General features: G+C 59.2%; 15 protein-coding genes and 1 pseudogene. 9 read left to right on the top strand and 7 right to left on the bottom strand.

Annotation, left to right across the window (positions count from 1 at the left end; genetic code table 11):
• Positions 1-26 precede the first annotated feature (26 nt).
• The 8 genes from epsF to D3878_RS05335 all read left to right on the top strand — a co-directional run bounded on the left by epsF (position 27) and on the right by D3878_RS05335 (position 11,480).
• The gene (gene epsF, locus D3878_RS05370) at positions 27-1,433 is read left to right on the top strand and encodes a chain length determinant protein EpsF (RefSeq protein WP_119784533.1); all 1,407 of its coding nucleotides are present in this window, start codon (positions 27-29) and stop codon (positions 1,431-1,433) included.
• 14 nt (positions 1,434-1,447) lie between these two features.
• Complete coding sequence (gene epsG / locus D3878_RS05365; protein WP_119784532.1) at positions 1,448-2,323, top strand: chain length determinant protein tyrosine kinase EpsG; 876 nt, start codon at positions 1,448-1,450, stop codon at positions 2,321-2,323.
• A gap of 75 nt (positions 2,324-2,398) precedes the next feature.
• The gene (locus D3878_RS05360; RefSeq protein ID WP_119784531.1) at positions 2,399-4,027 is read left to right on the top strand and encodes a lipopolysaccharide biosynthesis protein; all 1,629 of its coding nucleotides are present in this window, start codon (positions 2,399-2,401) and stop codon (positions 4,025-4,027) included.
• Positions 4,024-5,241: a glycosyltransferase gene (locus tag D3878_RS05355; protein WP_119784530.1), complete on the top strand. Its 1,218-nt coding sequence runs from the start codon at positions 4,024-4,026 to the stop codon at positions 5,239-5,241. Before D3878_RS05360 ends, D3878_RS05355 begins: the two co-directional genes overlap by 4 nt.
• A complete protein-coding gene (locus tag D3878_RS05350) occupies positions 5,238-6,395 on the top strand; it encodes a glycosyltransferase family 4 protein (RefSeq protein WP_119784529.1) in 1,158 nt (385 codons plus the stop codon). Before D3878_RS05355 ends, D3878_RS05350 begins: the two co-directional genes overlap by 4 nt.
• Positions 6,392-7,945 carry a hypothetical protein gene (locus D3878_RS05345; protein WP_119784528.1) on the top strand — a complete coding sequence of 518 codons (1,554 nt, stop codon included), beginning with the start codon at positions 6,392-6,394 and terminating at the stop codon, positions 7,943-7,945. Before D3878_RS05350 ends, D3878_RS05345 begins: the two co-directional genes overlap by 4 nt.
• On the top strand, positions 7,942-9,207 hold the full coding sequence (locus D3878_RS05340; RefSeq protein ID WP_199688093.1) for a glycosyltransferase: 1,266 nt from the start codon (positions 7,942-7,944) through the stop codon (positions 9,205-9,207). The genes D3878_RS05345 and D3878_RS05340 overlap by 4 nt, the downstream gene beginning before the upstream one ends.
• Positions 9,180-11,480, top strand: a complete 2,301-nt coding sequence (locus D3878_RS05335) for a glycoside hydrolase (RefSeq protein WP_119784527.1) — start codon at positions 9,180-9,182, stop codon at positions 11,478-11,480. The genes D3878_RS05340 and D3878_RS05335 overlap by 28 nt, the downstream gene beginning before the upstream one ends.
• 32 nt (positions 11,481-11,512) lie before the next feature.
• Here the strand turns inward: D3878_RS05335 and D3878_RS05330 are convergent, their stop codons facing one another.
• From D3878_RS05330 to D3878_RS05315, 4 genes and pseudogenes are all read right to left on the bottom strand, one after another.
• Positions 11,513-12,520, bottom strand: coding sequence for a class I SAM-dependent methyltransferase (locus D3878_RS05330; RefSeq protein ID WP_158592189.1), 1,008 nt, complete (start codon positions 12,518-12,520; stop codon positions 11,513-11,515).
• A gap of 56 nt (positions 12,521-12,576) precedes the next feature.
• Positions 12,577-13,749, bottom strand: a complete 1,173-nt coding sequence (locus D3878_RS05325) for a glycosyltransferase family 4 protein (RefSeq protein ID WP_119784525.1) — start codon at positions 13,747-13,749, stop codon at positions 12,577-12,579.
• Positions 13,746-14,972, bottom strand: a complete 1,227-nt coding sequence (locus D3878_RS05320; protein ID WP_199688092.1) for a glycosyltransferase family 4 protein — start codon at positions 14,970-14,972, stop codon at positions 13,746-13,748. Before D3878_RS05320 ends, D3878_RS05325 begins: the two co-directional genes overlap by 4 nt.
• A gap of 48 nt (positions 14,973-15,020) precedes the next feature.
• A pseudogene (locus D3878_RS05315) lies at positions 15,021-15,185 on the bottom strand (sugar phosphate nucleotidyltransferase); the annotation flags it as partial.
• A 454-nt stretch (positions 15,186-15,639) separates the two neighbouring features.
• On the opposite strand from D3878_RS05315, the gene D3878_RS05305 reads away from it, so the two are divergent.
• Positions 15,640-16,620 carry a hypothetical protein gene (locus D3878_RS05305; RefSeq protein ID WP_147383890.1) on the top strand — a complete coding sequence of 327 codons (981 nt, stop codon included), beginning with the start codon at positions 15,640-15,642 and terminating at the stop codon, positions 16,618-16,620.
• Between the two features lie 65 nt (positions 16,621-16,685).
• Here D3878_RS05305 and D3878_RS05300 read toward each other — a convergent pair whose 3' ends face one another.
• The 3 genes from D3878_RS05300 to D3878_RS05290 all read right to left on the bottom strand — a co-directional run bounded on the left by D3878_RS05300 (position 16,686) and on the right by D3878_RS05290 (position 18,545).
• Positions 16,686-17,294, bottom strand: a complete 609-nt coding sequence (locus D3878_RS05300; RefSeq protein ID WP_119784521.1) for an SCO family protein — start codon at positions 17,292-17,294, stop codon at positions 16,686-16,688.
• Positions 17,281-17,763 carry a hypothetical protein gene (locus tag D3878_RS24025; protein WP_199688091.1) on the bottom strand — a complete coding sequence of 161 codons (483 nt, stop codon included), beginning with the start codon at positions 17,761-17,763 and terminating at the stop codon, positions 17,281-17,283. The genes D3878_RS05300 and D3878_RS24025 overlap by 14 nt, the downstream gene beginning before the upstream one ends.
• Positions 17,764-17,873: 110 nt before the next feature.
• Positions 17,874-18,545, bottom strand: coding sequence for an RICIN domain-containing protein (locus D3878_RS05290; RefSeq protein ID WP_119784520.1), 672 nt, complete (start codon positions 18,543-18,545; stop codon positions 17,874-17,876).
• Between the last annotated feature and the right edge of the window lie 256 nt (positions 18,546-18,801).

The following is an 18,801-nucleotide window of genomic DNA, read 5'->3' as shown; positions in this document are numbered from 1 at the left end:
TCCGCAAAACCTTGACGAGTGCATCGATGAATTTCTACCAGTTCCTGCAGATCCTCCGTGGTCGCCGCAAAATCATTCTTTTGACGCTGATCGTGACGGTGCTGACGGCTTTTACCGTCAGTCTGCTACAGTCCAAAGTATATAAAAGCACTACCTCCCTGGTACTCAATTACCGTGGCGTCGATCCTGTTAACGGTGCGTCCTTGCCGGCGCAGCTGCTGCCTGGATACATGGCGACGCAGGTAGATATCATCGCCAGCAAAAACGTCGCATTGAAGGTGGTCGATGAACTCAAGCTGGATCAGGGGGCGGAAGTCAGGGAGCAATTCCAGGATGCGATGCAGGGGCGGGGCTCGATCCGGGACTGGCTGGCCGGCTTGTTGCTGAAAAACCTGGAAGTGTTGCCATCCCGTGAAAGCAGCGTGATCGACATCACTTTCAAGGGAGCCGATCCCAGATTTGCTGCTTCGGTCGCCAACGCCTTTGCCAGCGCCTACCAGAAAACCGGTGTGCAGCTGAAGGCGGAACCTTTGAAAAAGGTTTCCGGCTTCTTCAATGACCAGGCCAAGCTGTTGCGGCAAAACCTGGAGGAAGCGCAAAACCGGCTCTCGAAATACCAGCAGGAAAAGGGGATCGTCAATGCCGATACGCGCCTGGATGTGGAAACCAACCGCCTGAACGACTTGTCGAGCCAACTGGTCCTGGCCCAGGCGCAGATGCTGGAAGCGACATCCCGCCGCAGCGGCGCACTGGGCAGCGCCGGCAATTCGCCCGATGTGGTCAGCAACTCGCTGATACAAACCTTGAAGGCCGAGCTGGCACGCGCCGAGGCAAGATTTTCGCAATCCACGCAAAACCTCGGGCGTAATCATCCACAATATCTTGCATCCCAGGCAGAAGTGGGGAAGTTGCGTTCCGAACTGAATGCCCAGACCGCGGCGATTTCCCAAAGCGTTGCCAACAATGCGCGCATCCTGCAGCAGCGCGAAGCCGAATTGCGCACGGCATTTGACCAGCAAAAAACCAAAGTCCTTGAATTGAACCGCGCGCGGGATGAAATCACCATGCTGGCGCGCGAAGTGGAAAATGCCCAGCGCGCCTACGATACGACTACCCAGCGCTTCACCCAGACCAGCATCGAAGGGCAAGCCAACCAGACTGATGTTGCAGTATTGAACGTGGCCGTGCCGCCGACCTCGCCGGCTGGCCCGAAAGTATTACTCAATACCCTGCTGGCGGCGCTGCTGGGAACGGCGCTGGGGGTCGCCATCGGCGTGCTGGCAGAAATGGCGGACCGGCGCGTGCGCACGGTCAATGACCTGGTCGATGTGCTCGATGCGCCGGTGCTTGGTGTAATCGATTGGAGCCGGCGCGGTCACGACCGATTCAGCACGCCTCGTCTGGGCATGCAGCGTCCCGCGCTGGCGAATTAAGAAAGGCGAGCAAAATGAATCAGCGAGTTCCTCCAATGGCGACCCTGCCGGTGTCCATCAATCAGGATTCGACGATGGGACGTATCCTGCTCGACCAGGGGAAAATAACCGCGACCGATACCGAGCGCATCTTGCGCCTGCAGCGCGAACAAGGCATGCGCTTCGGCGAGGCCGCCCAATCGCTGGGATTGATTACGGAAGCCGACGTCAGCCAGGTATTGGCGAACCAGTTCGGTTTTCCTTACCTGCATCCGGGACAGGGCGATTATTCGCAGGACCTGATCGCCGCTTATGAGCCGTTCAGCGATGAAGCGGAAATGTTGCGCGGGGTGCGCGGCCAGCTGGTGCAGCGCTGGTTCGCCAACGGCCGCAACGCCCTGGTCATCGTCAGCATCGGCCAGGATGAAGGGGCCAGCATGTTTACTGCCAATCTGGGCGTGGTGTTCGCGCAGCTGGGTGAGCCGACGCTGATCGTCGATGCCAATATGCGTGATCCGCGGCAGCACGAGATTTTCCGCATCAAGGGCAGGCAAGGCCTGTCGGAAATTTTGGCGGGGCGTTGCGGCATGCACGCGATCTGTCGGGTGGAACATTTTGAAGACTTGTCCATCCTGCCCGCCGGAACCATCCCGCCCAATCCGCAGGAATTGTTGTTCCGGCCCAGTTTCCTTGAATTGCAGGAAAATTTGCGGCGGCATTTCAAGACCATCCTGATCGATGTGCCGGCGCTTTCCATTGGTGCCGACGCACTGGCGATTGCTGCCAGCGTCGGCGGCGTACTGCTGGTCGCACGCAAGGACGGGACCTATCTGGCGGACCTCGGCACCGTGCGCGAAAAGTTGAAGCGTAACGGCGTCGAAGTCGTCGGGTCGGTGCTGCTCGACTTCTAGCGCACTGCACATGATCATGAAAACTGCGCGACAAGCTGCGGTGCCGGGTAATTTCGTCCGTGGCCCCTTCATGCCATGAAAAGCCCGGCCCCGGACATCGCTGGCATCGATACAATGAATACCTCGCCGTATTCGCGGGAAAACGTGCGCCGCGGCGTGACACATTACCTGCTGGGGCGCGGCATGTCGGCTGCCGCAGGATTTGTTACGGTGATCCTGCTGGTACGGCACATGGAGATGCCGGCTTATGCTGGTTACACTGCGATTCTGGGATTCTGCGGCCTGGCTGGCATGCTGGCCGGACTGGGGTTGGAACGGGCGCTGGTCCGCTTCATTCCCGAAGGCGTGATGCATCATCCTGGGCCCTTGCTGGCGCGCTTCATCTGGATTGCCTGCGCCGCACGCCTTGCAGTGATGGTCTTGCTGATTGGCGCGTTGTGGCTGTCGTGGCCCGTGCTCGCAGGGCGCGTTGCCGGGCTGGCACTGGCGCCGGATTTTCCGCTGGCGCTGGCCTTTGTCTTGCTGAGCAGCGCGACGTTCCAGTTGTTTTCCGCAGTGATGCAGGCGCTGGTGCAGCAAAAAATCCTGACGCGGGTGCTGGTGGTGCAATGGGGCGGTCGCCTGCTCCTGATTCTGGCACTCCTCGCCGGCCATGCCGGCATCACGCTGGAACAGGCCTTGTGGCTGATGGCGCTGCCTGATGGTATCGGCGCCCTGATTCTGGCGTGGGCCATTCATCGCTACATGGCAAGCCAGGGCAGCGGGACGATAGCGGCCCCCGGCAATGCCACGCCATGGCCGCCATGGGCGCAGGTACGCAAGCTGGCGCGCGACAACTATGGCTACAATCTACTGGCCGCGCTGCCGCAAAACACCTCGATGATCATCCTTGCCGCGGTTTTCCTGACGGCGCCTTTTGTCGCCGTGTATGGCTTTTACATTCATTTGCTTGAGCGGTTCAAGCAATACCTGCCGCTGCAATTCATGCTCAATCTGGCCGAGCCGGTGCTCATCGCGGGTTTTGTCCGTGACGGCGATTTCGGCCGTCTGAGCCACCACAGCCGGCTGCTTTATAAATGCAACCTGCTCCTGCTAATGCCCGGCCTGGCATGGATTGCCGCCATCGCGCAGCCATTGACGCATGTTCTGACTGCAGGAAAATATACCGAGCATGCCTGGATACTGCCGCTGCTGATCCTGCAACTCGCCTTGGGTGGCCACGCCACCATCATGCAAATCATGATCAATGCCGTTGGTAAAAGCGGGATTTTGACGATCTCGGGCTGCCTGGCACTGGCTGCAATGGCACTGGCAATCGGCGTGGCCCTCGCCAGCGGGCAGTATGCCTGGCTGGTTGCGGCACCGCTGGCCTATGAACTGGTGAACAATCTGGTGGCGGTTGGCTTGCTCGGCAAACATGGCTGGCATTATGACCTGCAATGGGGTTTTCACGGAAAATTACTGTTGGCAACCCTGGGCGCATGGCTGGGTGCCATGTTCGCCAGTGCGCAAGTTGCATCACCGCTGGGGCAGGTCTTGCTGGCTGGCGTGGTGGCATTGGCGCTTTTCGGCTTGGGGGCCACGCTGTTGCGTCTCGCCGATCCGCGCGAATTCCAGACCGTGCGTGACATGCTGAAACGCAAGCAAGGGCCAGCGGGGGCATTCGCCGGTGGCACGGATTCGCCGGCGGGAGGCAAGCCGTGAAGGATGAATGCATTGTCATTACCTGGCTGGCGCGGGATCAGCCAGGCTTTCTCGATTTCGCTTACCGGGTACGGGCGCTGGCCAAAGCTTACCGGACGACGCTGGTCAGTCCCTATCCATTGACCCAGCCCGAACTGGCGTACGCCGGTGTCGAGTCATGCGTGCTGCCGTATGGCGACGGCAGGGCCGGATGGATCGGCTATATGCTTGCGTGTGCCCGTCTGGTGCGTGCCCGCAAGCCAGCTTGCGCGGTGCTGCTGCATTCCATCCTGACGCCATTGGTGCTGTTGACAGGAAAGACTCCGACCGCGCTCTACTGGAACGAACATCCGAGCCGCTTCACTGCATCGCCGCCGGGACATCCGTGGTGGAAGCGCGTGGCCCGGCATCTGGCCTTGCAGGTGTTTTTTCTTCAAGCCGCCAAAATGGCGGATCTAGTGATGCCGATCGGCGAAGCGCATCATGAGGAGCTACTGCGCCTGGGCTGCCGGCCGGGACGCGTTCGCCTCCTGTACATGGGCGTCGACGCCAGTTTCGTGCGGCGCCGGGATGAGCAAGCCAGCAGGCGGACCGACGCGCCGCTGGAACTGGTCTACAACGGTACCGTCAATCATTTGCGCGGCAGGGATGTGATGCTTGAAGCGATCGTTCTTGCCAACCTCGAGCGGCCAATCGCCCGCCTGACCATCGTCGGCGCCTGCGAAGAGCAAATCGCTTATTGCACTGGCTACGCCATACGCTTCGGCATCGCCGATGCGGTGCGGGTCGGTGGACGTATCCCGGGCCGTGAAATTCCCGGAATCCTGGAAAACGCCGATGCCGGCTTGTGCTTTATGGAAGACCTGCCGTGGTGGCGCTTCAATCCGCCCACCAAACTGTTCGAATACCTGGTGGCGGGGGTGCCGGTGCTGGCCAGCGACATCCGTACCCACACGCAGTACGTCACGAACTGGTACAACGGCATGATCTGCCAGTATGACAGTCGCAGCCTGGCTGACGCCATCGGGCTGCTCTGGCAACGCCGTGCGGACTTGCCCTATTTGAAGCGCAATGCGCGCCGATCCGGCGAGCAATATCTCTGGGACCGGATCGAGCCGGAATTCCTGCAAGCGATCAAGACAATTGCCCGCTCATCCGGGCCACTTTCGGCGCAACCCAGTCAGGCGATAAAAAAAGCCGCGGCAGTCGACAAGCTGTCCAAGGAAGCGCGATGAGCCATGCCAGCCACGCCGCTACGCGCGAGTGTATCGTGATTACCCGCTTTGCCAGGGAACAGCCGGGGTTTCTGGATTTTTCCTACCGTATCAAGGCGCTTGCACGGCATTACCGGGTAACCCTGGTGAGCGATTTTCCGCTGGAACAGGCGGAGCTCGCCATTCCGAATCTCCAGTACATCATCCTGGCAGGCGGGGAAGGGCGCGCAGGCTGGCTGCGTTATATCTGGGAATGCGGCAAGCTGTTGCGCGCGCGGCGTCCCCATTGCGCCGTATTGCTGCATTCGTTGGTGGCACCGGTCGCCTTGCTGGCGCATGGCGTCGCCACCGCGTTGTACTGGAATGAGCATCCGAGCCATTTTGCCGCCGCCCCCGATGCTGCTGCGCCGGTCAAACGCGGGCTGCGCTTTCTTGCGCGCTGGCTCATATTCCAGGGAGCGCGCAAGGCCAGTGTCGTCATGCCGATCGGCGAAGCGCACCGGGACGACTTGCTCGTGCATGGCTGCGCCCCGCAGCGTGTGCGCCTGATTTACATGGGGGTGGATGCTGCTTTCGATTCGGCCGCCTTGCATAGCGTCGCCGCTGCAAGCGGCACGCCGCTGGAGCTGGTCTATGTCGGTTCGGTCTGCAAGGCGCGCGGACGCGACATCATGCTGGAAGCGATTGCCATCGCCAATCGTGATGGCTGCATTGCGCGACTGACGCTGGTGGGTGCCAATGACACCGAACAGGCCCACTGTCGCGAGTATGCCCGGCGGATTGGCATTGCCGAAGCAGTGCGCGTGCGCGGTCGCATTTCCGGTACGGAAATCCCTGCGTGCCTGCAACAGGCCGATGTCGGACTTTGCCTCTGGGAAGACCAGCCATGGTGGCGCTTCAATCCGCCCACCAAGCTGTTCGAGTATCTGGTGGCAGGGCTGCCGGTACTGGCCAGCGACATCCGTACCCATACTGACTATGTGGCGAATGGCCGCAATGGTTTCATCTTTCGCTATGACAGCAAAAGCCTGGCAACGGTGATTGGCATGATGTGGCAGCGGCGCGGTGAGCTACCTCAACTCAAGCGGCAGGCGCGCGCGAGCGGCGAGCGCTACATCTGGCAACGGATTGAACCGGTGTTTCTGCAGGCGATAGAGGAGATTGCCAGACCATGAACATCAAGCACACTGGCGCGTATCCGAGACATGTCGGACATGGCGGAGATATTGGCGTGCCGACCCGCATGGCCAGCAAGTTGCCTTTATGGGGCACGATCGGGGCGCTGATGCTGCTGTCCTCGCTGTTCCTCGGTGTGCTGGCCACCACCGCCGACCTGGTCATGATCGGCGCCGGCCTTGGTTTGCTTGCCGGCGCCTTTCTGCTGGCCGCACCGCGCATGGTCATCTGGATCATGATCGGGCTCAGCCTCACCACCGGCGTACTGGTCTCGCTGGCAGGGCCGGCGTATGTCAGATTGCCGTGGGCGCTTTCCCTGCTGTCGTTTATTCTGTGGCCACTGGCATTGTTCAAGCTGCTGCAGCTAAAACGGGTGCCGCTGTTTGTCTGGCTGGCGCTGGCTTTCGTCGGGCTTTGCGTGGCAGGCAGTGCTTTCGACTGGTATTCGCTTGATGAATTCGTCGCCGGCTTCAAACGCTATTTTCAGGCGTATGGCTTGCTGTTTGCGCTTGCCACGCTGGGATTTACCACTGACGACATGCGGCGCTGGCAAAAGCTGATCCTGGCGATCGCGTTGCTGCAACTGCCGGTCGCCTTGTATGAGTTCGTGGTGCTCGTGCCCTTGCGCGGCGGCCTCAACGCCGGCAGCGCAGCGCTGGATGTGGTGGCCGGCACTTTCGGCGCCAACCTGTACGGCGGCAGTCCCAATGCCGAAATGTCGGCGTTCCTGCTGATCGTGCTGGCGTTTCTGGGCATGCGCTGGCATGCCGGTTTGCTGGCAACCCGCAGTTACCTGGCGTGTACCCTGATTTGCCTGATACCGCTGGGCCTGGGCGAAACCAAGATCGTCGTGCTGCTCTTGCCGTTGACAGTATTCATCTTGCTGCGGCGGGATTTTTTCAAGGCGCCGGCGCGCTATATGCCGGTGATTCTGGGATTTTGTGCGATCACTGCTTTACTGGGATACATCTACGTGACATTGATGATGAAAAGCACGTTGTCGGCCGTGCTCAATAATATCGTGCACTACAACTTCGAGCAGGCCGGATATGGGCGTGCCTATCTGAACCGGACCACCGTGCTCAGCTTCTGGTGGGAGCGGCATGGCTGGCACGATCCGCTCACCCTGCTGTTCGGCCATGGCATCGGCAGTTCGTACTGGTCGCCGACCAATCTCCTTGCCGGCCATATCGGCATGCAATTCGCCCGCTACAGTATCGACCTGACGGCGGTTGCGGCGCTGCTGTGGGATGTCGGCCTGGTTGGCGCCTTGCTTTATTTTCTGGTCATCGGCGCGGCCTGGCATGCCGCCAACCGCCTGGGCCGCGATAGCCGTGACGCTGTGGCCCGCGTCGATGCGCTGTCGATCCAGGCGGCGCTGGCCATTGTGCTGGTATTCCTCTTTTATAACAGCAGTGCGGTCAACCTCCTGCCGTTCCAGGTCCTGATTGCCAGCTTGCTCGGCTATCTGGCCTTTCTGTATCGGACCGATCCGGCCCTGGCGGAATCAGACAGGCCGGCCCGGCACCATTCCTTCCAACGTCCATGAGCGATCACGACAAGATTCATTTGCTATTCATATCGCACGAATCCTGGCCAACCTTCCGGCCGGATGTGGCCGTGCTGTTCGGTAAATACCTGCCGCGCCTAGGGGTGACCAGTGACCTGGTGACCGAGCACGATGCCGATGGCGCAGGCGACCAATGTGCCTGGGGCGGCGGCCAGGCACTGCTGTGCCGGCTGCCATTGAGCCGGTCCGGGCAATACTTTGCCAAGACCTGGCACAATCTGCGCATGCTGGGCGGCTTCAGTCGCGCCAGATACGATGCCATCCAGGTGCGCGACATGCCGCTGACGGCGCTGGCCGGCCTGATCGTCGCCCGCATCAAAGGCGTGCCTTTTTTTTACTGGATGTCTTTTCCGCAATCGGAGGGGCAGATTTTCCGGGCCCGGGCGCGCGGCCCGCGTGGCGGCCTGCGTTACTGGTTTCCTTTGTTGCAGGGCACACTCGGCAAGTGGCTGTTGTACCGGATCGTGCTGCCGCGGGCCGACCACATATTCGTGCAGAGCCGGCAGATGGCTGACGATGTCGCCGGCCAGGGCATTGCGCGTGCGCGGATGACGCCGGTGCCGATGGGTGTCGATCTCGAGATGGCGCAACCGCACCAGGTCATGCCCAGCGACGATCCGCGCCTAGCCGGCAAGCGCGTACTGGTCTATCTCGGTGCCCTGGACCAGGTACGCAAGATCGATATCCTGTTCGACATGCTGGCCATCGTGCGCGCGCAAGTGCCGGACATATTGCTGGTGCTTGCCGGCGATACCCCCGATGACGGCCATCGTGCATGGCTCAGGCAGGAGGCACATCGACTCGGCGTCACGTCCGCATTGCTCTGGACCGGATGGCTGCCGACGGCACAGGCATGGCGTTACGTGCGCGCTGCCGAGATCGGCCTGTCGGTGATCCCGCGCGGTTTCCTGCTCGACTGCGGCTCGCCGACCAAGGCAATCGAATACATGGCGCTCGGCGTGCCCGTGGTAGGCAATGACAATCCCGACCAGGCGCTGGTGATCCGCGAGGGCGGGGCAGGCATCTGCGTCAAGCTGGGGCCGCAAGCACTTGCCGACGCGGTACTGGCTTTGCTGCAAAATGCCGGGCTGCGCCGGCACATGGCACTGGCAGGCCCGCGCTATGTGCGGCAGGCGCGCGGCTACGACAAGCTGGCTGAAGAAGTTGCGCATGCCTATCGTCAGGTCTTCAAACACGCAAGCACGGTATTGCCATGCGCGGCCGACCACCGGCAAACCTAGCCAACCGACCGCGTGCACGGCGCCTGCCCGAACTGGCCGTATTGGCCGTATTGGCGGCGTTGCTGCCGGCGGCTGCGCCGCTTGCAGCCGGCGAGTGGCGCGCCGTGCCAGACCAGGATTTGAGCATACGCCCGGGCAATATACTGGATTTTTCGGCGCTGGTCGAAGCCGGTCCGGCCGGCAAGCACGGGCGGCCAATCGCCACGCCAGATGGCCACATCGCGTTTGAAAAAAAGCCGGCCAGGCGCCAGCGCTTCCTGTGCGCCTCGCAGCCATACGGCGTCGAGGAAGGTTTTCCCGAACATGAAACGGCGGACCGCTATGCCCGCCAGCTGCGCCTGCATGGCTATAACCTGGCGCGTTTTCATTTTGTCGAGAATGTCCTGATGCATGGACGCAGCAAGGATTTTGATTTCGATCCGGTGCAGCTCGACCGCTTCCATTATTTTCTTGCGGCGCTCAAGCGTGAAGGCATTTACTGGATGCTCGATGCCATGACGTCCTGGAACGGCGCTTATGGCGATGTCGGGCCCGATCGCTGGGCAGACCGGCGCAATGTCAAGCTTGGTGTTTACCTCGATCCGCAAGACCAGCAGCATTGGCGCCAGATGGTCGACCAGGTGCTCGCAGTGAAAAATCCCTACACCGGGATCAGTCCGCTGCAGGATCCGGCGTTGTTGGCTGTCATCACCGTCAACGAGGGCGGGCTGAACAGTCTGCTGAACCACCAGGCGAGCCCGGCATTGAACCAGGAGTTTGGCCGCTGGCTGGTGCGGCAGCATGGTTCGGTGGAGCATGCCCTCAAAAAATGGGGTGTGAACGCAGCAGGCGCGGGCGCAGTGGCGTTGCCGCGCCGGGAATGGACTTCTTCGCCGCGCATGGCGGATGCGCAGCGTTTTTATTTCAACATGCAGGCGCGTACCCATCAATGGATGTCGGCGCATCTGCGCAATCGCGGCTACCCGGGCATGATTTCCGGATTCGACAACTGGTTCACTGTCCAGGACATTGCCACGCGCGCCCAGCTCGACCTGGTGGCCGCGCATGCCTATCATGATGAGCCGTCGGCGTTTGTCGCGCCGGGCTCCAGCATCCGACAGGCAAGCTCGCTGCCGGACAAACTGGCCTATATTCGCGACCTGGCAGCGGGACGGTACTGGAACAAACCCTTTGCGGTCACCGAATTCGATCAGCCATTCTGGAATCGTTATCGTTTCGAGTCCGGACTGGCGATGGGCGCCTATGCTGCCTTGCAGGACTGGGATGCCATTTGTCGCCATGCGAGCGGCCCGATCGAACTGGAATACGGCAACAACCGTGGCGCGCGGCACCAATACCTGTTTCCCTATGCTGCCGGTGCAGACCCCGTCGCCCGTGCCGGCGAAACGCTGGCGGCGCTGCTGTTCCTGCGCGGCGATGTCCAGGCTTCGGTACATCGGCTGGCGATCATGCTGGGAAATGCGTATGTGTTTGAGCGCCAGGGCGGCATCGGGCAGTTGCCAGAAGATATCAAGCAACTTGCCCTGGTCAGCGGCATCGGCGTGTTGTGGCAAGGAGGGGGGCACGACGGCAAGCAGGGCGGTGCAGCAAGTGCGACGGCAATGAAAATGGATCTGTCGATTAATCCCGACAATGCGGCGCCGACCGGCATGGCCAGGATCGCACGAAAAATTGGCAAACTGCTGGCAATCGACCCGGGCGGCCTCGGGCAGGAGCGCATCGATGAACTGAAGCAAGCCGCCATCCTGCCAAAGTCCAACGCCAGCAATGTCAATGACGGCATACTGGAGAGCGACACCGGGCAAATTCACCTGGATGCCAAAAAGCGCACATTGCGCGTGGCATCCACGCGCACCGAAGCGGCGGCTTTCGAGCTGGCGTTACCAGACGGCTTGCGGAATCTGCGGATCAGGGAGTCGAGCGGCCCGGCACTGCTGTCGGCATCGTCGATGGATGGGGCACCGCTGGATTCGAGTACGCGTATCTTGCTCATTTTCGCCGCCGATGCCCGCAATAGCGGCATGGAATTCACCGATACGGAAGGCCGGGTGTTGAAAAAACTTGGCGGCAGGCCGGTCATGCTGAAAACGGCGAAGATCCGCTTTCAACTCCGCCATGCCAAGCCCGACCGGATGCGTCTGTTTGCCTTGAAGCTCAATGGCGAACGCGGTGTCGAACTGCCACTGAAAAAATCGGCGGACCTGCTCGACATTGAACTGGATACGGCGAATCTGCCGGCTGGCCCGACCACCTACTTCGAGCTTGCCAGGTAGTCCCGGACTGGCACGGGAATCCAGGTATGCAATCAGCTGTTCTGGCTTTTATCTTTCATGATTGCCAGAGATAAATACGGCACCATGATGGCCCCTGTAGACATTTTTACCAGCTTTGACGCGTAAAAAACCAGTGCTTTAATGAGGGGAAATCGATTGTCGGTGCGGGATTGCCGATACCAGAGGTCGATATTGTCCTTCAGCCCACGTGTTACCGGTTTCAATAGAATCGAGCTTCTCGGCGTGCGATTCAGGATGTCGACGACTTCCTGCACACTACCGCCTCTTATCCCCATTCTTAATAATTCTTTCCAGGATTTGTCCTGTAATTGCCTTTTCGAGAAATGGCGGGCATAAAAACAAGCTAATTTATCAGGCAAATAGTTTATGAAAGGCAGGCCGCCAGTGGTATGCGTTTCTATCGGAAAGCCGATATAAGGCGTCTGATTGAGAAAGAGAATGCCGCCAGGCTTGAGTACATTCCAGAGTTGATGCAAGATGGGCTCCCGTTCATTGGGCAGCAGATGCTCATAAACGGCGCTCAATACAACATAATCGAATTCACCGATCGATGGCGGCAGTGAACTCGGATCCGGAGAAAGGAGGAGTTCCAGATTCTGGTAACCGTAGTGTGCCGCCCGCATTTTTGCAATCGACACCAGCTTTTCTTCCAGTTCGACACCCACGATCCTGGTATCCGGGAACATCCGCGCCAGCACCATCGTCGAGGCGCCGCTGCCACATCCAAAATCCAGCAGGCGCTTTCCCTTGAATTCTTCGGGCGCGCGAAAGCTCAACAAATCGTAATGCAATGACTTCTGGACCACATGGTCCGGCGACTCTTCCCGCATGATTTCGTCACAAAGCCAGCTTGGACCCTTGATGCCCAACAGTTTTTCGATCAGATCGAGCGGATAGGCCGTTTCACAATTTTTTATGGGGATAAATAAATCCTGATGCATCGCCACGTCGATTTTGTTTTTGCCGTTCGGCAGTTGTTCGATGTGGACATCAGCGTCCTTATGTTTTAGTACGGTCATGCATAAGCTCCTGTGAATTGTCACCGATGGAGAAGCCTGAATCTGTACGCACACCATTACCGCCGGTCGAGCCATTTCAACAAGCCATGGGCTGGCTCGTAGCGGTCGTCGTCAGTCAGTATTTCGGCATAAATTGCAAAAGTGCGTTGGGCGACATCCTGCCACTTGTACCGTTTCAGGACAAAATGCCGCAGGCGCGCGCGCCGTCCTTGTTCCTGTGCTACTGCCGCACGCTTCTTCAGAAGAGCCGCCAGGCAATGCACATCGCCGACGGGGAAATAGTCGATGTCGCGGCAATTGATTTCCTGGTTGGCCGGGATGTCGCTGGCAATCGCAGGCAAGCCATAACTCATTGCTTCCAGTAATGCGATGGGCAAGCCCTCGTGGGACGAGGGCAGCACGAAAATGCCTGCGTGTTCATAGAGTTCGTTCAGGGCCTCGCCGGTCTGGAAGCCCGTGCACACCACCCCTGGCGTCTGGCGTGCCGCTTCCCGCACCGAACAGGTATAGTGGTCCGGATGGTCGGCACCACCGACCAGCGCCAGTTTCCAGCCATCCAGTCGCGCCAGTGCGAATGCTTCAATCAGGTCGTGATGGCGCTTTTCCGGGACCAGGCGACTGACCAGCAGCACGTAGCGCTGCGGCTGCAAACCGAAGCGGTCCAGGCTGGCAACCGTACCGTGACGGTCGGGCAGATCAACGCCATTGGGAATCAACACGCATTCCTCGCCGTGATTTCTACGCACCAGTGCCCGGATGACTTCCGAAATCGCGATGCGCCTGTTGGCAAAGTGCATGCCGCAAAACTCGCCGAGTCGTAATACTGCCTTGGCGAGCTTGCCCCACTTCTGCCGGTCGTAGTCAGGACCGTGGTGCGTTACGACCACGCGCAATCCCAGCAGGCGCGCCAGCGGCGTCATCAGGGCCGGGCCGATACCCTGTATATGGAGAATGTCCGGGCGCTTGACGGCAGCGTACAGTACGCCGAGAAAGGTATGCACAATCGCTTCCAGTCCTTTGGCGCGCGGTGCCCATAACGGATGGAAGTGGACCTTGTGCCATTCCGCTCCGATCTGGCTGGGCTGGTAGGAAGCACGTACGATGACCGTGACTTCGCATCCCAGTTCCGATAGTTGCGGGCAGAGGTGCTCGGCATGCGTTTCAATGCCGCCTTGGACGTTGGGGAAGCCACGCAATCCCAGCCACATGATCGATAAAGGTCTTTTCATACCGCCACCCCCATGTCCTGATAAAGCGCCAGCAAGCGTGCGAGGTAATGCCGCGCGGTAAATTCGTTTTCCATCCAGACGCGACCGGCCTTGCCCATGGTGTGTATCTGCGTTTGCGACATGGCGTCAAACTGCCGTAGCTTGTCGGCCAGGGCCAGGTGATCGCCGCTGGGGAACATGGCACCGGTTTCATTTTCCCTGATCAACTCCGGGATCCCGCCAATATCTGCGCCAATGACCGGACGTTCCAGTGCATAAGCCTCCATGATGCTGACCGGGGCGTTTTCATATAATTCCGACGGCAGTACGAGGGCACGCGCCGCGCTTAATATACGGAACAGCTTCGTGCCTTGTTGATAGCCGAGGAACTGGATATTGGCACCGTTGCTTTCAGCCAGTGCCCGTAGTTTTTGTTCTTCGGGGCCGGTGCCAACGATCCAGCCCCTGACGCCGGCGGCGGCCACCGCACGCACGAAAGTCGCCACGCCTTTTTCGGCCGTGAGCCGACCCATGAAAACGTAGGATTTGCCAGGCGCATGGCAAGGCCGCAGTTGTTCGAGATCGACGAAATTGGGAATGTAAGTGAAGCGTTCACGTGGCCAGCCCCATTCGACCAGTTTTTCCAGACAAAAACGGCTGGGGACGACAAAACGGTCAATGCCGTTGGCGTAACTGCCGAGCAGGCGATGCAGCACGGTTTCTGCCAGCACCACGCTACTCAAGGTGAAAGAATCCTTGATGCAACGCTGCCGTGCCACGTTCCAGATGGCGCCGTCCTTGCAGCGCTCGCAGATGCCGTCATGGGCAAGCATCTTGTATGCGGGGCAGGCCAGTTTCAGGTCATGCACGGTCATCACGGTCGGGATGCCACGTTTTTTGAGTACGCCAAGGAAAGAAGGCGACAGGTGATGGTAGATATTGTGGGCGTGCGCCACATGTGGATTCGTCGCGTCGAGCAATTGCGAAATCTTGCGGCGGGCTTCGAAAGAGTAGGCGACTTTCTGGGCGCGCAGGGCCTTTTGCATGAAATTGTAATCTTCACCAAATTCAATCTCATCGACAAAGTAATCCGCCCATTCGCTGGGGAGATTTTTTTCGTGACGCATCGCGAACGGTACGATCTTCCAGCCGATTTCTTCAAAAAGCCGATTTTGTTCGAGGAATACAACTTCGGCACCGCCTCGACGATAGTAGTAATTGTTAATTGACAGCAAAGTACTCAAACCTTGCTCTTTCCCGATGATGTGATTGGTCTCGGACGCGGCATGTCAAATCAGTTCGGTGATGCCGGCTGCGGCGGCTTCTTCCACTGCGTACTGGATCAGTGGCTTGTCGACGACTGGCAACATTTCCTTCGGGCTGGCTTTGGTCCCCGGTAAAAAACGCATGCCCAGTCCTGCCACAGGAAACACGGCCTTGGTGATTTTTCTATGCATGACATTCATTTCCTAGGGTGAACGGACAGATCGAGCAATGAAAGTGACGTAGTCGCTTTTCAATGAAATGAGCAGTGTTTTTACCTCCGTCTACGATAGCGTGCGCAGTTTGTTTCTATTTTGCTCACTGTCAAAGGCGCAAGCGGAACCCGCTGAATGCAATATTCACGGACGTTTTCACAAACGCACTGACATTCCTGTTTGCATGAGTTTTGTGCAAGGCTCTTAAATGCCTGGCAAGGATTTGCGCGCTAATACGACAAATTCAAGCAGGAAACTCTATCTTCCCGGAACTTAATTCCAAACGACAAGGTCTGTACTAGCACTTTCCGACAGGAAAACCCCGCTGGATGAACATGGCACCCCTTCGCCATTTCGTTCTTGTCAGGATTATTTGCCGTCCAACTTGCGTTAGTGCAAATAATCGCCAATCCGCCGTTCCAGGAGTAACGATTTGACACGCATAGCAATTCCTTCTGCATTACTTATTTCCCTTGTCTTGAGCGCCTGCGGTGGCGGTGGCGCCAGCGATGCCGCTACCACTGCATCGGCGTCCCAGAATGCCAGTACCAGCCTCAATACAGTATTAGATGACTCGACATCGGCGCCAGCATCGAGTACGGAGCCGGCTGCAACGCCGACAACATCGCCGTCATCCGCCCCGGCTCCTGCAGTTCCGGCAGCGCCGACATCGTCGGCCGCGGCAACGACCGCCATCGACCAGGTCATTGGCGACATGAATGCGAAGAGCGAAGCGATCGCCATCGATCCGCGCTACGAATGGCAATACCAGCCGGCCATCGTCATGCATGCGCCGCGCGGCGATGCCATTCCCAGCTGGTGGACCGGCAACCGCCCGGAGTGGACCTATAGCGTGCTGACCTGGTTTACCACCCAGGAAGCGCAGGGCAATGCCGCCACCAACAGCCGCGTGCAGGTTGCCAACCTGCGCTTCTATGTCTTGTCGCAGGCGACCCGCACCTGGAAGCAGCTCGACACCAAGTCTGCGCCGTACTCGGAAATGTGGAGCTATCCATTCGCCTATGCCGGCGCCGGCTCGGTGCGCAGCGAATCTTCCGGCGGTGTGTCGATCAAGCCGGATTATCCGAATTTCTATCATGGCTACGGCAACTCGATTTCCATCGATCCGACGGATGTGCGCGCAGTCTATGTTTCCATGGATTTCCGCCTGGCAGTCGAAAACACCAGCAAGCCGGATGACCGTGACAGCGCCAAGTATGTGGTGAATGCCGGCGCCGATTACTGGCCGGGCAAGGGCCAGGCCACCTGGAGCCTGGGTTATGCGCCGGGCATCGGTACCGGCCGCACCAAGCTGGCCACCAAGGACTGGCGTACCGCGACCCTGCTGGTGCCGAACAAGAACTACGGCAGCACCATGGAAGAGATCCGCAAGAATCCGCCGCCATTGAACTAGGCAAGTGCACATGCCCGGGAAAAATGACCTTGGGTATATCAAATGGCCGCATCAGCGGCCATTTTTCATGGGCGGGCGATATTCACCAGCTGGCGCAGCACTACCGCCACCGGCGGCAGGTCTTCAGTGGCCCAGACCAGCAAGCCGTCGCGGTTGAACAGAAAGACTTGGCTGGTGTGATTGTCACGGCCATCTTTGCTTTGCTGTAGCGCGGCACGCAAGCGGTCCAGGTCGGCGGCGGCAGGTACTGCAGCGATCCAGTCGGGACCGGCGCCAAACTGCCGCAGCCAGCTGGCCAGTGCGCGCGGATCGTCGCCCAGAGAATCGATGCTCAGCGACAGCAACTGCGTCCGCCCCCGCAGATCGGCTGGCAGCTTCTGCTGTACTGCAGCGAACAGGGCGCCTTGCAGGGCACAGGTTTGGCTGCAACCGGTAAACATGAACTGCAATGCCGTGGCTTTGCCCTGCAAGAGCGTTGGCAATGCGACGCTGGCGCCGTCTTGGCGGACCACCTTGATTGCTGGCAGCGGGAGCGGCGGCCGCACTGCGCCGACCAGCGCATGGGCCCAGGCACGGCCTGGCAGGATGCCCAGCAGCGCTGTGCCGATCAGGGTGAGCAGGGCGCCGCGCCGCTGCCGGTTGCGCGGCGCCGACAAGCGCTTACTGTGTTTCATCGCTGTGTTTCTCCGTCAAATACTCCCACAAGGCCTGGCATTGTTCGGTATCCATGTTGAAGCGCGGCATGGCGCGCTTCAATGTCACATACTCAGGATCGATGCCGGTGCGCAGGGTGCTGCAGAAACTTTCCCGTCCGTACGCAAACGCGGGACCGCCACGTCTGGCACGCGTCTGCAGTAAGGATTGTCCACTCAGGGACGGCGCTGATTCCGTGTCGACAGGCACGCGGCGGCCGGGCACATGGCAGTTGACGCACCTGGCAACTGGCGGGGGCAGGAAGTCCTGGTGTCCGGCGATGCGCGCAGGCAGGAGTTCATTACCGAGAAAAATATTTTCTCCGCGTCTGTATCGGGCTTGCCGTGCCTCCTCTTCAGTGTCGCTGGTGCAGCCGGCGGCGCTGATCATGCATGCCATGCTGAGCAGGGCCACTGCACGTGTTTGCTTCTGATACTGTTTATTGACCATGGCAGTTCGCCCCGAATTTTTGTGCGTACAGTGTTCGGGATACTGAAAAAGCCCATCCAGGCAAATGAATGCCGGATGGGCCTCAGAGTGACAATTCAGGACCGTGTTGTTCAGGGCGTGATCGCGGTAATCTTCAATTGCTGATTCATCTGCCCGGCGACGCTGTTGCAGGTGTACTGGATGATTTCCTTGCCCGGTGTCAGATCGCTGGCGATGACATCCATGCACAAACCGCTATGCTTGGCGACGACATTCAAATTGCCTGGTGTGGCGGTCTGCTGGAAGTTCCACAAGGTATTGGCGGAGCCGTCGCAGGTGCCTTGTACAACATAGGAAGGCCTGTCAACAGGCAGCACAGCATCATTGACCAGCAGGCAGAGATTGCTCTGGAAATTTCTGATCGTATAGTCCGTACCTGCGGATTTGATTTCCCAGCTTTGCAAAGCGTCGCCACCAACACAGGCGAGTTGTCGTGCATTGCTGCCAACGACATCGTCCGAGACGCCCAGGCAAAAGCCGCTATGCTGGATTGTCAGTGTCGCCGCGGCAAAGTTGAACGGCGGCGCCTGGGTCGTTGTCGTGCTGCTCGTCGTGGTAGTGGCGCTTTCCGATGTTGAGGTGGTCGTGGCATTGGTGGTCGATGTGGCCGCTGCCGTGCTTGAACTGCCGGCCGTAGCGGCAGGAGCCGGTCCGCCATCAGAACCGCCGCCGCAGGCCGCTACCAGGAACAACGAAGCGGTAAGGGCGATTGCCTGTCCAGGGATTGCGCGGAAATTATGCATGATCTTGCCTCCAATTGTGTGGGGTCGGTGTTCAGGAAAAAATTTCTTGGGGCTGTACGGTGCATTTGCAAACGCATGCTTTTGCCAGTGCTGTCCGGATGCATGAAAATGTGAGCAAAAGATACAAGCCGGTGTAAGTACTGTAAAAGACGGACCCCTGAACAAGGTGATTTTCCTCAATGACTCATTTGTTGTGATTCAATAAATCGCAAGCAACAAGTCAGGCATGCAATTGAAGAAATTGATTGAAGTAATT

Source organism: Noviherbaspirillum sedimenti (assembly GCF_003590835.1).
GTDB classification, from domain to species: Bacteria; Pseudomonadota; Gammaproteobacteria; order Burkholderiales; family Burkholderiaceae_D; genus Paucimonas; species Paucimonas sedimenti.
The sequence above is the reverse complement of the archived record's forward strand: the minus strand, read 5'-3'. Positions and strand labels throughout refer to the sequence as shown.

What these genes read in the sequence shown, in the direction of transcription:
- D3878_RS05345 (WP_119784528.1), top strand. Translation starts at nt 6,392, where the DNA reads ATGAACATCAAGCACACTGGCGCGTATCCGAGACATGTCGGACATGGC.
- D3878_RS24025 (WP_199688091.1), bottom strand. Translation starts at nt 17,763, where the DNA reads ATGGTCAATAAACAGTATCAGAAGCAAACACGTGCAGTGGCCCTGCTC.
- D3878_RS05330 (WP_158592189.1), bottom strand. Translation starts at nt 12,520, where the DNA reads ATGACCGTACTAAAACATAAGGACGCTGATGTCCACATCGAACAACTG.
- D3878_RS05360 (WP_119784531.1), top strand. Translation starts at nt 2,399, where the DNA reads ATGAAAAGCCCGGCCCCGGACATCGCTGGCATCGATACAATGAATACC.
- D3878_RS05350 (WP_119784529.1), top strand. Translation starts at nt 5,238, where the DNA reads ATGAGCCATGCCAGCCACGCCGCTACGCGCGAGTGTATCGTGATTACC.
- D3878_RS05325 (WP_119784525.1), bottom strand. Translation starts at nt 13,749, where the DNA reads ATGAAAAGACCTTTATCGATCATGTGGCTGGGATTGCGTGGCTTCCCC.
- D3878_RS05300 (WP_119784521.1), bottom strand. Translation starts at nt 17,294, where the DNA reads ATGAAACACAGTAAGCGCTTGTCGGCGCCGCGCAACCGGCAGCGGCGC.
- D3878_RS05340 (WP_199688093.1), top strand. Translation starts at nt 7,942, where the DNA reads ATGAGCGATCACGACAAGATTCATTTGCTATTCATATCGCACGAATCC.
- epsF (WP_119784533.1), top strand. Translation starts at nt 27, where the DNA reads ATGAATTTCTACCAGTTCCTGCAGATCCTCCGTGGTCGCCGCAAAATC.
- D3878_RS05290 (WP_119784520.1), bottom strand. Translation starts at nt 18,545, where the DNA reads ATGCATAATTTCCGCGCAATCCCTGGACAGGCAATCGCCCTTACCGCT.
- D3878_RS05335 (WP_119784527.1), top strand. Translation starts at nt 9,180, where the DNA reads ATGCGCGGCCGACCACCGGCAAACCTAGCCAACCGACCGCGTGCACGG.
- epsG (WP_119784532.1), top strand. Translation starts at nt 1,448, where the DNA reads ATGAATCAGCGAGTTCCTCCAATGGCGACCCTGCCGGTGTCCATCAAT.